The 12,307-nt window shown below is 68.7% G+C and carries 11 protein-coding genes and 1 tRNA gene; 10 read left to right on the forward strand and 2 right to left on the reverse strand.

Features of this window, described 5'->3' with window-relative positions:
* Positions 1 to 227 precede the first annotated feature (227 nt).
* Positions 228 to 301, reverse strand: a tRNA-Gly gene (locus EDC25_RS13330).
* A 116-nt stretch (positions 302 to 417) separates the two neighbouring features.
* Positions 418 to 831 (reverse strand): large conductance mechanosensitive channel protein MscL, encoded by a 414-nt coding sequence (gene mscL / locus EDC25_RS13335; RefSeq protein ID WP_123522276.1) that lies wholly within the window; start codon positions 829 to 831, stop codon positions 418 to 420.
* A gap of 110 nt (positions 832 to 941) precedes the next feature.
* Here mscL and thiS point away from each other — a divergent pair, with 110 nt between their 5' ends.
* From thiS to EDC25_RS13385, 10 genes are all read left to right on the forward strand, one after another.
* Positions 942 to 1,142 (forward strand): sulfur carrier protein ThiS, encoded by a 201-nt coding sequence (gene thiS, locus EDC25_RS13340; RefSeq protein WP_123522277.1) that lies wholly within the window; start codon positions 942 to 944, stop codon positions 1,140 to 1,142.
* Positions 1,143 to 1,190: 48 nt separating this feature from the next.
* On the forward strand, positions 1,191 to 2,006 hold the full coding sequence (locus EDC25_RS13345; RefSeq protein WP_123522278.1) for a thiazole synthase: 816 nt from the start codon (positions 1,191 to 1,193) through the stop codon (positions 2,004 to 2,006).
* Positions 2,006 to 2,737 (forward strand): tRNA (guanosine(46)-N7)-methyltransferase TrmB, encoded by a 732-nt coding sequence (trmB, locus tag EDC25_RS13350; protein ID WP_123522279.1) that lies wholly within the window; start codon positions 2,006 to 2,008, stop codon positions 2,735 to 2,737. Before EDC25_RS13345 ends, trmB begins: the two co-directional genes overlap by 1 nt.
* A gap of 3 nt (positions 2,738 to 2,740) precedes the next feature.
* Positions 2,741 to 4,582 carry an SLC13 family permease gene (locus EDC25_RS13355; protein WP_123522280.1) on the forward strand — a complete coding sequence of 614 codons (1,842 nt, stop codon included), beginning with the start codon at positions 2,741 to 2,743 and terminating at the stop codon, positions 4,580 to 4,582.
* A 135-nt stretch (positions 4,583 to 4,717) separates the two neighbouring features.
* A complete protein-coding gene (locus EDC25_RS13360) occupies positions 4,718 to 6,013 on the forward strand; it encodes an efflux RND transporter periplasmic adaptor subunit (RefSeq protein ID WP_123522281.1) in 1,296 nt (431 codons plus the stop codon).
* 69 nt (positions 6,014 to 6,082) lie between these two features.
* Positions 6,083 to 6,820 (forward strand): ABC transporter ATP-binding protein, encoded by a 738-nt coding sequence (locus EDC25_RS13365; RefSeq protein ID WP_123522282.1) that lies wholly within the window; start codon positions 6,083 to 6,085, stop codon positions 6,818 to 6,820.
* 16 nt (positions 6,821 to 6,836) lie between these two features.
* Positions 6,837 to 8,150 carry an ABC transporter permease gene (locus EDC25_RS13370; protein ID WP_132577681.1) on the forward strand — a complete coding sequence of 438 codons (1,314 nt, stop codon included), beginning with the start codon at positions 6,837 to 6,839 and terminating at the stop codon, positions 8,148 to 8,150.
* Positions 8,151 to 8,159: 9 nt separating this feature from the next.
* On the forward strand, positions 8,160 to 9,383 hold the full coding sequence (locus EDC25_RS13375; protein WP_123522284.1) for an ABC transporter permease: 1,224 nt from the start codon (positions 8,160 to 8,162) through the stop codon (positions 9,381 to 9,383).
* Between the two features lie 121 nt (positions 9,384 to 9,504).
* Positions 9,505 to 10,854: a sigma-54-dependent transcriptional regulator gene (locus EDC25_RS13380; RefSeq protein ID WP_123522285.1), complete on the forward strand. Its 1,350-nt coding sequence runs from the start codon at positions 9,505 to 9,507 to the stop codon at positions 10,852 to 10,854.
* A gap of 139 nt (positions 10,855 to 10,993) precedes the next feature.
* A complete protein-coding gene (locus EDC25_RS13385; protein WP_205984983.1) occupies positions 10,994 to 12,298 on the forward strand; it encodes a sensor histidine kinase in 1,305 nt (434 codons plus the stop codon).
* The last annotated feature ends 9 nt before the right edge of the window (positions 12,299 to 12,307 follow it).

Raw genomic sequence — 12,307 nt, forward strand, 5'->3', positions numbered from 1 at the left:
GCACCAGGATGCACAGTTGCGGCAAGCCGCCTGACCCGGAGCGGACTCACACAAATCCGGGACGAGCGGGTCCAAGGGAACTTGGAGGCAAAACAATACGAGCCTGCAACCTCCGTACGTACTGGTTCGCCACATCCCACGGAATCGTGGTCCATGACTGCCAGTCGCAGGAGGCGACATCGCCCGTTTGTGAACAAGCGTCCATATCTTCCTCCTGAGAGTTGGAATGGAGCGGGTGAAGGGAATCGAACCCTCGTCAGTTGCTTGGGAAGCAACAGCTCTACCATTGAGCTACACCCGCACTGGCGTCGATCATAGCGGCACATCCCGCCGCTTGCGAAGCCTGCACCGGCTGCCGCAGCGGCAGACCGGCGTTGTCGCGGAGACGGGCGACCCGCGTCGCCCATCCCGTTCATCTCAGCCGCGTTGCTGCTTGAGCAGGTCGCGGATCTCGGTCAGCAGCACTTCTTCGGCCGGCGGTGAGGCGGGCGCGGCGTCGGCCTGCTTCTTGAAGCGGTTGAACTGCTTGATGAGGATGAACAGCGCGAAGGCGACCAGCAGGAACTTGATCACCGCGTTGATGAACAGGCCGTAGGCGATGACGGGCGCGCCGGCTTCGCGCGCGGCTGCCAGCGAGGCGAACTCGCCGCCGCCGAGGGTGACGAACAGGTTGGAGAAATCCAGCTCGCCCAGGACCAGGCCGAGCGGCGGCATCAGGATGTCGTCCACCAGCGAGCTGACGATGGTGGTGAACGCGGCGCCGATGATGATGCCGACGGCCATGTCGAGCACGTTGCCACGGGTGGCGAATTCTTTGAACTCCTTGAGCATGGCGGTCTCCGATGCGGTGGTTGCGGCGCTATCGTAACCGGAAACGCGCGCCCGTCACGCACCGTTCGCCGGTCCGGATCGCGCCGTGATGCAGCGGCTAGAATGGCGGCATGGACATCCTGCTCAATGGCGAAACCCACGCGGTGCCGGAAGGCTGCACCGTGGCCGAACTGCTGCGCCGCAATGACTTGGCCGAGCGCCGGGTCGCCGTCGAGGTGAACCGGACCATCGTGCCGCGCAGCCGCCACGAAACCCATGCGCTGGCGGCCGGCGACGAGGTCGAAATCGTCCACGCCATCGGCGGCGGCTGACCGGCCGGCGGTCGAGATGCCGCGCCGCTTGCGGCACAATAGGCGGCAATGGCCACGAACCTCCCCGAAGCGGCGCCCGCGCGCGCCGACAAGCCGCTGACCATCGCTGGTCGCACCTATCAATCGCGCCTCCTGACCGGTACCGGAAAGTACCGCGATCTGGAGGAAACGCGGCAGGCCACCGAGGCGGCCGGCGCCGAGATCGTCACGGTTGCCATCCGGCGCAGCAACATCGGCCAGGATCCCTCGCAGCCGAACCTGCTGGACGTACTGCCGCCGGACCGTTTCACGATCCTGCCGAACACCGCTGGCTGCTACACCGCCGATGACGCCGTTCGCACCCTGCGCCTGGCGCGCGAGCTGCTGGACGGCCACAGCCTGGTGAAGCTGGAGGTGCTGGGCGATCGCACCACGCTCTATCCCGACGTGATGGAAACGGTGAAGGCCACCGAAACGCTGGTCCGCGAAGGCTTCCAGGTCATGGTGTACTGCAGCGACGACCCGGTGCTGGCGCGTCGCTACGAGGAGCTGGGCGCGGTCGCGGTGATGCCGCTGGCGGCGCCGATCGGCTCCGGCCTGGGCATCCAGAACCGCTGGAACCTGATCGAGATCATCGAGAACGCCAAGGTGCCGATCATCGTCGATGCCGGCGTCGGTACCGCGTCCGATGCCGCCATCGCCATGGAACTGGGCTGCGACGGCGTGCTGATGAACACCGCGATCGCCGGCGCCCGCGAGCCGGTGCGCATGGCGCGGGCGATGCGCCTGGCCATCGAGGCCGGCCGCGAAGCCTTCCTCGCCGGCCGCATTGCGCGCCGGCGCCACGCCAGCGCCTCGTCGCCGCTGGATGGACTGATCGGCTGATGGCCGGCATCGACCCGGCCAGCGACGCCAGTCCCCCGGACACGTCCGATCCGCGCCACCGCGCCGTGCGCAGCTTCGTGCTGCGCCAGGGCCGGATGACGGCGGCGCAGGCGCGTGCCTTCGAGGAACACTGGCAGCGTTACGGCCTGGTGGCCGGGGACGCGCCGCTCGACCTCGACGCCGTCTTCGGCCGGCGTGCCCGCCGCGTGCTGGAAATCGGCTTCGGCAACGGTGAGGCGCTGTGCGAGGCGACGCAGGCCGAACCCGGTACCGACTTCATCGGCATCGAGGTCCATGGCCCCGGCGTCGGTCGCCTGCTCAAGGATGCCGCCGCGGCCGGCGTGGGCAACCTGCGGGTGTTCCAGCACGATGCGATCGAGGTGCTCGACCGCGCCATCCCGGCGCACAGCATCGACGAGCTGCGGCTGTTCTTCCCCGACCCCTGGCCGAAGAAGAAGCATCACAAGCGCCGCATCGTGCAACCGGCGTTCGCCGAACGCGTGCGCCGCGTGCTGGTGCCCGGCGGCCGCCTGCACATGGCGACCGACTGGCCGCACTATGCCGAACACATGCTCGAGGTGATGGATGCGGCGCCCGGCTGGCGCAACAGCGCCGGTGCCGGTCATTACAGCGAGCGGCCGGCGTCGCGGACGCTGACGCATTTCGAGAAGCGCGGCCTGCGCCTGGGCCATCCCGTCCACGACCTGATTTACGAAACCCTGACCACCTGAGCCATGGACAGCAGCGCACTGGTCTTCACCACGGACATGCTGCTTGTCCTGGGCCTGCTGCTGTTCACTGTGGTGATGCTGGTCGGCGAGTGGATCCGCGCCGACATCGTCGCGCCGCTGGTGCTGGTCCTGCTCGGCATCCTCGGCCTGGTGCCCAGCGACGAGCTGTTCCAGGGCTTTTCCTCCAATGCCGTGCTGGCGGTGATCGCCACCATGATCATGGGCGCCGGCCTGGAACGCACCGGTGTGATGGCGTACGCCGCGCAGTTCATCATCCGCCTGTCCGGCGGCATCGAACGTCGCCTGACCGTGCTGCTGTCGAGCCTGTCCGGCGTGATCTCCGGCTTCCTGCAGAACCCGGTCGACGTCGCGCTGTTCCTGCCGGTGGCCAGCCGCATTTCCGCGCGTACCGGCCTGCCGCTGGCCAAGCTGCTGCTGCCGATCGCCTGCTGCATCATCCTCGGCGGCACGCTGACCATGGTCGGCTCCTCGCCGCTGATCGTGCTCAACGACCTGATCGTCAGCGCCAACCGCAACCTGCCGTCGGGCGCCAACGCACTGGAACCGTTCGCGATGTTCGCGGTGGCGCCGGTGGGCCTGGCCCTGCTGGTCGCCGGCATCGGCTACTTCGCCTTCATTGCGCCGCACCTGATGCCCGAGCGCCTGCGCCGGCAGGAAACGACGCCGGCACGCGCCGAGAGCTACTTCGCCAGGGCCTATGGCATCGAAGGCGACATCTATGAACTGGTCGTCACCGCCGAAAGCCCGCTGGTCGGCATGGCGATCTCCGAGGCGGAGCAGCTGCATGGCGCGCCGCTGATCCTCGCCATCAAGGTCGGCTCGGAAGCGCGCCTGGCGCCGCCGGCCGACCAGATGATCTGGGTCGGCACCGCGCTGGGCGTGCTCGGCCCGCGCGAGGAGGTGCAGCAGTTCGCCCAGAACAACGTGCTTGCGCTGCGTCCGCGCCTGCGCGAGTTCGCCGATTTCTTCAATCCCAGTCGCGCCGGCATCGCCGAAGCGGTCATGCCGCCGGGCAGCCGCTTCATCGGCAAGAAGCCCTCCGAGCTGCGCCTGCGCAAGCGCCTGGGCCTGAGCATCCTCGCGGTCAGCCGCGGCGACCAGGTCATCACCCAGGGCGTGCGCGAAACCACGCTGCGCGCCGGCGACTGCCTGGTCTTCCACGGTTTCTGGCGCGACCTGGCGCATGCCGCGGAAAAGCACGACTACGTCGTCGTCACCGACATTCCCAAGCAGGAGCAGCGGCCGCACAAGCTGTGGCACGCGCTGGTGCTGTTCGTCACCGCCGTCGGCTTCGCGCTGTACAGCGCCGACCAGCTGCCGGTGATGCTGTTCGCCGGCGCCGTGGGCATGATGCTGGTCGGCGTGCTCAGCGTCGAGGAAGCCTATGGCGCCGTGAACTGGAAGACCGTGTTCATGCTCGCCAGCCTGATTCCATTGAGCTACGCGCTGGAAACCACCGGCGCCGCCGCCTGGCTGGTGCAGGAAAGCCTGAGCGTGATCGGCGGCATGCCGGCGCTGGCGGTACAGCTGTTCATCGTCGCCCTGACCAGCTTCTTCGCCATGGTGATGTCCAACGTCGGCGCCACCGTGCTGATGGTGCCGCTGGCGATCAACGCGGCATTGGCGACCGGCCACAACCCGGCCGCCTACGCGCTGCTGGTCGGCGTCGCCGCCTCGAACAACTTCTTCACCGTCACCAATCCGGTGATCGCGATGATCATGGGCCCGGGCGCCTACCGCACCAGCGACCTGTTCCGCGTCGGTGGCCCGCTGGCGCTGATCTTCATGCTGGTCACCATCGTCATGATCAACGTGATGTTCTGACCCGCGGCGGTCACCGGCGCGGACGTCCGCCCGCCTCGCCGGACAGCGGTGCGTTGGCGACAAACCATTGAATCCGTTCCGTTCTGCGGTTGGCACGGCTGATGCTTCACGCTTGCCATGAACAGGAGTCCGGACATGGATGGCAGCAGCCGCATCGGCATTCGCGACACCTCGGCGCAGGACCGGGTCGTTTCCCCCGCCGCCGGCGAACAGCGCTCGCGGCGCATCAGGTGGCTGGCGATCGCCGCCGTCGCCGTCGTCCTGCTCGTGTTGCTGGTGCCGTCCCTGCTGCGTACGTTTTCCGCCACGCGCTCGGTGAGCGGCGACCGCTTGCGCACGGCAGTGGTCGAACGCGGCACGTTGCTGCGCGACATCGCCGTTCAGGGCCGCGTCGTCGCCGCGGTCAGCCCGACGCTGTTCGCGCCCGCCGCCGGCACCGTGACCTTCAATGTGCAGGCGGGCGACGATGTCGCGCAAGGCGCTGCCCTGGCGCAGATGGCCAGCCCGGAGCTGGAAAACGAGCTCTCGCGCGAACAGTCGACGCTTGAGAGCCTGGAGATCGAGGTCGCGCGCGCGCGCATCGACATCCGCAAGCGCCAGCTGCTCAGCTCGCGCACCCGCGACGAGGCCGAGGTCGCGCTGCTCGCCGCGCGCCGTGAAATGCAGCGCGCCGACACCGCCTGGGAAACACGCTCGATCAGCGAGGTCGACCACCTGCGCGCCCGTGATGCCCTGCGCACAGCCGAGCTCGGCCATGCCCACGCCAGCGCCGACGTCGACCTGGAGAAGGAATCGCTGGCCTTCGAACTGCGCAGCCGCGAACTGGCACTGGACCGCCAGCGCCTGCTGGTCGAAGACCTGCGCCGCCGCGTCGACGAGCTGACCGTGCGGGCACCGGTGGACGGACGCGTCGGCACGCTGCTGGTCGCCGACCGCAGCGCCGTCGGCCGCGACGCCGGCCTGCTCACCGTGATCGACCTGAGCCGACTGGAAATAGAGATCGACGCGCCGGAAAGCTTCGCCGACGACCTCGTTCCCGGCCTGGCCGGCGAGGTGACGTTCCAGGGTCGCGCCTTCCCGGCCGAGCTGGCTTCGGTGTCGCCGGAAGTCGTCAGCGGCCAGGTGCGTGCGCGCCTGCGCTTCGCCGGGGCGCAGCCGGAAGGCCTGCGCCAGAACCAGCGCCTGCAGGCGCGCGTGCTGCTCGACGAACGGCCCAATGTGCTGAAGGTGCAGCGCGGTCCGTTCGTCGACGCCGGCAGTGGCCGCTTCGCCTACGTGCTCGTCGATGGCGTCGCCGTGCGTCGCCCGATCGAACTGGGCGTCGGCAGCCTGACCGAGATCGAGGTGATCTCCGGCCTGGCCGAAGGCGAGCGCATCGTCATCTCGGGCACCGACGGCTTCGAAGACGCCGAGCGCGTGCTCGTCAACTGAATCCCGGGCGCCGCGCCCCGGCGCGGCTTCCCACCCCGCACCTCCCAGGACACAACCAGGACGAACGACATGCTTCGCATGAACCAGCTCAGCAAGGTGTTCCGTACCCACATGATCGAGACGCATGCGCTGCGCGAGCTGTCGATGCACGTGCGCGAAGGCGAGTTCGTCGCGGTGACCGGGCCGTCCGGCTCCGGCAAGACCACCTTCCTCAACATCGCCGGCCTGCTGGAAACCTTCACCGCCGGCGAATACCACCTGGATGGCGTCGACGTACGCGGCCTCAATGACGATGCCCGCTCGCGCCTGCGCAACGAGAAGATCGGCTTCATCTTCCAGGGCTTCAATCTGATCCCGGATCTCAACCTGTTCGACAACGTCGACGTGCCACTGCGTTATCGCGGCTTCAAGGCCCCGGAGCGCCGTCGCCGCATCGAGGAAGCGCTGGCCAAGGTCGGCCTGGCCTCGCGCATGAAGCACTACCCCAGCGAACTGTCCGGCGGCCAGCAGCAGCGTGTCGCCATCGCCCGCGCCCTGGCCGGGGAGCCGCGCCTGCTGCTGGCCGACGAACCGACCGGCAACCTCGACTCGCTGATGGCGCGTGGCGTCATGGAGCTGCTGGAGTCGATCAACGAGCAGGGCACCACCATCGTGATGGTGACCCACGATCACGAGCTGGCGGCGCGTGCGCAGCGCAACGTGCACATCATCGACGGCCAGGTCAGCGATCTCGACGACGGCCCGCGGCTGGCGGCGCCGCGTCCGGCGGCCGCCGCGGCGAACCCTGCTGCGGCCGTGAACGCCTGAGACGGAGCGAACGCCCATGACCCGCTACTACTTCTGGCTGGCCACGCGCAGCCTGCGCCGCAATCCGGTGCTGACGGCGCTGATGGTCGCCGCCATCGCGCTCGGCATCGGCGCGGCGATGACCGCGCTGACCGTGCTGCGCGGCATGTCCAGCAATCCGATGGCGCACCGCGAGGATCGCGTCTATCGCCCGCAGGTCGACAACTGGTCGGCGAACCAGCCCTATGACGAGCAGGGCAATCCGCCCAACCTGATGACCTACCAGGACTCCATGGCGCTGCACAACGCGCGGAAGGCCAGGCGGCAGGCGGCGATGTTCCCCAACTTCCTCGCCGTCGAGCCGGCCAACCCGGAGGTCAAGCCGTTCCTGGCGACCGTGCTGTTCACGCACGGCGACTTCTTCCCGATGTTCGACGTGCCGTTCCTGTTCGGCGGCGGCTGGGACCGCCAGTCCGACGACAACAATGCCCGCGTGGTGGTGATCTCGCGCGCCATGAACGACCGCCTGTTCGGCGGCGCCGACAGCGTCGGCCGCCGTTTGCGCATGCAGGGCGAGGACTACATCGTCAGCGGCGTGCTTGACGCCTGGCAGCCGCAGCCGCGCTTCTACGAGATCTCCTCCGGCGCCTTCGCCGATGTCGAGGATGTCTTCGTGCCCTTCGGCATCGGCATCGAGAAGGAGCTGACGTCCAGTGCCAACAACAACTGCTTCAGCGATCCCGGCGCCGGCTACCAGGCGTGGCTGGCGTCGGACTGCATCTGGATGGCGTTCTGGGTAGAACTCGAAGGGGCCGCCGACGCGGCCCGCTACAAGGATTTCCTCGACGCCTACGTGCAGGAGCAGAAGGCCCGCGGCCGCTTTCCGCGCCCGCTCAACAACCGCGTGAACACCGTCGCGGAGTGGCTGGCGCAGCAGCGCGTGGTCGGCCGCGATGCCCAGACCCAGACCTGGCTGGCCTTCGCCTTCCTGATCGTCTGCCTGATCAACACCGTCGGCCTGTTGCTGGCGAAGTTCATGGCGCGCGCACCGGAAATCGGCCTGCGTCGCGCGGTCGGCGCAAGCCGGAAGCAGGTCTTCGCCCAGTTCCTCACCGAGTCCGGCGTGATCGGGATTGCCGGCGCGGCGCTCGGGCTGCTGCTCACCTGGCTGGGCCTGATCGGTCTGCGCGCGCTGTATGGCGACACCGCCACCGGCCGCATGGCCGAACTCGACGCCGGCATGACCGCGATCGTGGTGCTGGCCGCCATTGGCGCCAGCCTGCTGGCCGGGCTGTTCCCGACATGGCGCGCCTGCCAGGTCACGCCCGCCCTGCAACTGAAGTCGAACTAGGAGCCCGCCATGGCCATGCGACCGATTTTCTCCGCATTGATGCGCAACAAGGCCGGCCTGGCGCTGATCGTCGTCCAGGTCGCGATCACCCTGGCGGTGATCTGCAACAGCCTGTTCATCGTCCTCGAGCGCAGCACGCGCGTCGGCCGCCCCAGCGGCATGGACGAGACGGGCACGTTCACCATCGACAGCCTCGGCTTCGCCGCCGACTACGACGTCCGCGACACCATCCACGCCGATCTGGCGCGCCTGCGCGCCCTGCCCGGGGTGATCGATGCCACCAGCACCAACACGACGCCGCTGACAAACGGCGGCTGGAGTACCGGCGTCACCACCGAACCGGGGCGCGGCGTGGACAGCAGCGGCGTGCAACCGGCGGCAATGTATTTCATGGACGAACACGGCCTCGACGCCTTCGGCGTGAGGCTGGTCGAAGGTCGCGCGTTCCAGGCCGGTGACGTGCGCGAGTTCAACCAGAACACCCGCATCCAGTCCAGCGTCGCCATCCTGACGCAGGCGCTGGCCGACGTCCTGTTCCCGGATGGTGGCGCCGTGGGCCGGCAGATCTACGGTATTGCCAACGACAACCAGCCGGTCACGGTGATCGGCATCGTCGAACGTCTGCAGGTGCCGTGGGTGGGCTGGACTGACGTCGAGCAGTCGGTGCTGGTGCCGGCCATCCAGATCGACGGCAACTTCTCGCGCTACCTGGTCCGCGCCGAGCCCGGACAGCGCGACGCGCTGATGCCGCAGGTCGAGAAGGCGCTGCAGGACGGCCACAGCGGCCGCCTGGTGCGGCGCATGCGTTCGATCGAGGAGGCGCGCACGCGCGTCTATCGCCAGGACCACGCGATGATGTCGATCCTCGGCGGCACCATGGTCGCCATGCTGGTGATCACCGGCCTGGGCATCGTCGGGCTGACCAGCTTCTGGGTCACCCGCCGCATGAAGCAGATCGGCACCCGGCGCGCGCTGGGCGCACTTCGAGGCGACATCCGCAGCTACTTCCAGACCGAGAATGCGCTGATGATCGGCTTCGGCATCCTGCTCGGCGCCCTGCTGACCTACGGCTTCAATGCCTGGCTGATGCAGAACTTCAATACCGCCCGCCTGCCATGGCCCTACCTGCCCATGGGTGCACTGGCAATGGCGGTGCTCGGGCAACTGGCGGTGCTCGGTCCGGCGTCGCGTGCGGCGTCGGTCACGCCGGCGCTGGCGACGCGCACGGCCTGACGGAAAAACCGGACAGCACGATGAGCGGTCGATACCATGCCTGCCCGGTGCAACCTATTCACCGGTCCGCGCATCCGGATGCATCATGCATCGGGAGCGCGACCGGATGGGCAGACAGGTCATGAGTACGGTTCTGGTGATCGACGACAACCCGGCGGTGGCGACGGCGCTGTCCGTGCTGCTCGGGCTGCGCGAAATCCGCACGCTGACGGCGGGTTCGCCGGAAGAAGGCCTGGCCGTGTTCGATCGCGAGACGGTGGACCTGGTCATCCAGGACATGAACTTCAGTGCCGACACGACCTCGGGCGAGGAGGGCGTGTCGCTGTTCCATGCGCTGCGCGCGCGCTGTCCCGACCTGCCGGTGGTCCTGCTGACCGGCTGGACGCGTCTTGAGACCGCCGTCGAACTGGTGAAGGCCGGTGCCGCCGACTATCTCGGCAAGCCCTGGGATGACGACAAGCTGCTGGCGTCGGTCGAGAACCTGCTCGAACTGTCGGAAACCTCCCGGATGGCGCGGCGTTACCAGTCCGAGCAGCGCTCGGCGCTGGCTGCTCTGGCGCAGCGCTTCGACCTCTGTGGCCAGGTGGTCGCCTCCGGCGCGATGGAACGCGTCGTCAATCTCGCCGGCCAGGTCGCGCGCTCGGACCTCCCGGTGCTCATCACCGGCCCGAACGGCGCCGGCAAGGAAGGCATCGCGGCCATCGTGCACGCCAACTCCAGCGTCCGCGACGGTCCTTATATTGTGGTCAACTGCGGCGCCCTGCCGTCGGAGCTGGTCGAGGCCGAATTGTTCGGCGCAGAGGCCGGCGCCTACACCGGCGCCGGACGCGCGCGCGAGGGCCGCTTCGAAGCCGCGGACCGCGGCACGCTGTTCCTAGACGAGATCGGCAACCTGCCGCTGTCCAGCCAGGTGAAGCTGCTGCGCGTGCTCGAAAGCGGCCAGTTCGAACGGCTGGGATCGACGCGCACGCAGCGCGTGAAGGTGCGCGTGCTGTCTGCGACCAATGCCGACCTGCGCGCGATGATCGCCGACGGGCGTTTCCGCGAAGACCTGTTCTACCGTCTGGCCGTGATCGAGCTGCAGGTGCCGCCGCTGGCGCAGCGCCGCGACGACGTCCTCGCGCTGGCGGAGCATTTCCTCGCCGGCCAGGCGCGGCTGTCCGCCGACGCGCGCCGCCTGCTGCTGGCGCACGACTGGCCCGGCAATGTCCGCGAACTCAAGAACGCGGTGCTGCGCGCGCGGCTGCTCTGTCGCGATGGCCTGATCGAGGCCGACGATCTCGGGCTGGCGCCACCGGCACGCCCGCCGATGGCCGCGTCGGCACCGGCCGAGCCGGACCGGCAGGCGATCGAACGCGCGCTGGAGCGCTCCGGCGGCGTGGTCGCGCAGGCGGCCGGCGAACTCGGACTCAGCCGCCAGGCGCTTTACCGGCGCATGGAAAAACTGGGCCTGGGTCCGGCGCGTGCGTGAAGCGACCGCCAGGGCATTGCGTCTGGCGCCGCGGCTCGATCCGTCGCCTGCTGCAGGCGGCCGGTATTCCCGCGCGCCCTGACACGGCGACGCAGGACTGCCTGGCATCCGCCTGACGATTCCCGCCCGCCTCACGCTGATGCTGCTGCTGGCGATGCTCGCGGGTGTCGGCCTGGGCCGGCTCCTCGCCGGGTCCACGCTGGCGCCCGGGCCGATGCTTGCCGTCGCCGTCGCAGTGTCGTTGCTGCTGTGCATGCCAGTGGCCTATGTATTGACGCGGCCACTGGCGCGCCTGTTGCGCGCCCTGGCCGGCGCGGTGATCTCGTTCCGCGACGGTGATTTCAGTTTCAGCATCGCCAGCAACCGCCGCGACGAATTCGGAGACCTGGTGCGCGCGCACAATGAACTGGGCCGCGTGCTGCGTGCGGAACGGCAGTCCCTGTTCCAGCGCGAGCTGCTGCTGCACACCGTGATCCAGAACGCGCCCACCGCGGTGGTGCTGACCAATGCCCGCGGCCATGTGGTGCATGCCAACCTGGCCGCCCGCCACCTGATGAACGACGGCCACCGCCTCGAAGGGCAGACCCTGGAGGCGCTGCTGCAGGCGATGCCGGAGACCTTGCAGGAAGCCGTGCGGGCGCGCCGCGAAGGCCTGTTCGCGCTGGAGTTGCAGGGACAGGAGGAAGTGTTCCATCTCGCCACGCGCTCGTTCCGCCTGCATGGCCAGCGGCACCAGCTGTACCTGATCCGGCACATGACGCGCGAGATCAGCCGCCAGGAGGTGGCCAGCTGGAAGAAGGTGATCCGGGTGATCAGCCATGAGCGGAACAACTCGCTGGCGCCGATTTCCTCGCTCGCCCACTCCGGACGCATGCTCGCCGCGCGCGGTGACGTCGGCCGCCTCGATGAAGTGCTGGCGACGATCGGCGAGCGCGCGCAACACCTCGGCGAGTTCATCCGTGGCTATGCCGCCTTCGCCAAGCTGCCACTGCCGCGCCGGGAGGCGATTCCGTGGCAGGCGCTCGCGATGCGCCTGTCCGTGCAGTATGCATTCCGGCATGGCTGCGAACTGGCGGACGATGCCGTCATCCAGGCTGACCCGGCGCAGCTCGAACAGGCGTTGATCAACCTGCTGAAGAACGCGCATGAATCCGGCTCGGCCGCTGCGGACGTGGAGCTCGCCGTTGGCGAGTCGGCGCGGGACTGGTGGATCGAGGTGCGCGACCGCGGTCCGGGCATGAGCAGCCAGGTCATCGCCAGCGCGCTGGTGCCGTTCTATTCGACCAAGCGCAGCGGCACCGGCCTGGGGCTGGCGCTGGCACGCGAGATCGTCGAGGCGCACGGCGGCCGTCTTTCGCTGGCCAATCGTGCCGACGGCGGGCTGGGCGTGCGGCTGACGCTGCCGAAATCGCCGGAAGGCGACGCGCCACCGCTCGCCACCTGAGGGACAATA

The organism is Pseudofulvimonas gallinarii (genome assembly GCF_004343305.1).
Taxonomy (GTDB): domain Bacteria; phylum Pseudomonadota; class Gammaproteobacteria; order Xanthomonadales; family UBA2363; genus Pseudofulvimonas; species Pseudofulvimonas gallinarii.

Excerpts from the sequence above, each read along its gene's own strand:
- trmB (WP_123522279.1), top strand. The coding sequence starts at position 2,006 with ATGGCCGGCATCGACCCGGCCAGCGACGCCAGTCCCCCGGACACGTCC.
- EDC25_RS13365 (WP_123522282.1), top strand. The coding sequence starts at position 6,083 with ATGCTTCGCATGAACCAGCTCAGCAAGGTGTTCCGTACCCACATGATC.
- EDC25_RS13345 (WP_123522278.1), top strand. The coding sequence starts at position 1,191 with ATGGCCACGAACCTCCCCGAAGCGGCGCCCGCGCGCGCCGACAAGCCG.
- EDC25_RS13385 (WP_205984983.1), top strand. The coding sequence starts at position 10,994 with ATGCTGCTGCTGGCGATGCTCGCGGGTGTCGGCCTGGGCCGGCTCCTC.
- thiS (WP_123522277.1), top strand. The coding sequence starts at position 942 with ATGGACATCCTGCTCAATGGCGAAACCCACGCGGTGCCGGAAGGCTGC.
- EDC25_RS13380 (WP_123522285.1), top strand. The coding sequence starts at position 9,505 with ATGAGTACGGTTCTGGTGATCGACGACAACCCGGCGGTGGCGACGGCG.
- EDC25_RS13370 (WP_132577681.1), top strand. The coding sequence starts at position 6,837 with ATGACCCGCTACTACTTCTGGCTGGCCACGCGCAGCCTGCGCCGCAAT.
- EDC25_RS13375 (WP_123522284.1), top strand. The coding sequence starts at position 8,160 with ATGGCCATGCGACCGATTTTCTCCGCATTGATGCGCAACAAGGCCGGC.
- mscL (WP_123522276.1), bottom strand. The coding sequence starts at position 831 with ATGCTCAAGGAGTTCAAAGAATTCGCCACCCGTGGCAACGTGCTCGAC.
- EDC25_RS13355 (WP_123522280.1), top strand. The coding sequence starts at position 2,741 with ATGGACAGCAGCGCACTGGTCTTCACCACGGACATGCTGCTTGTCCTG.
- EDC25_RS13360 (WP_123522281.1), top strand. The coding sequence starts at position 4,718 with ATGGATGGCAGCAGCCGCATCGGCATTCGCGACACCTCGGCGCAGGAC.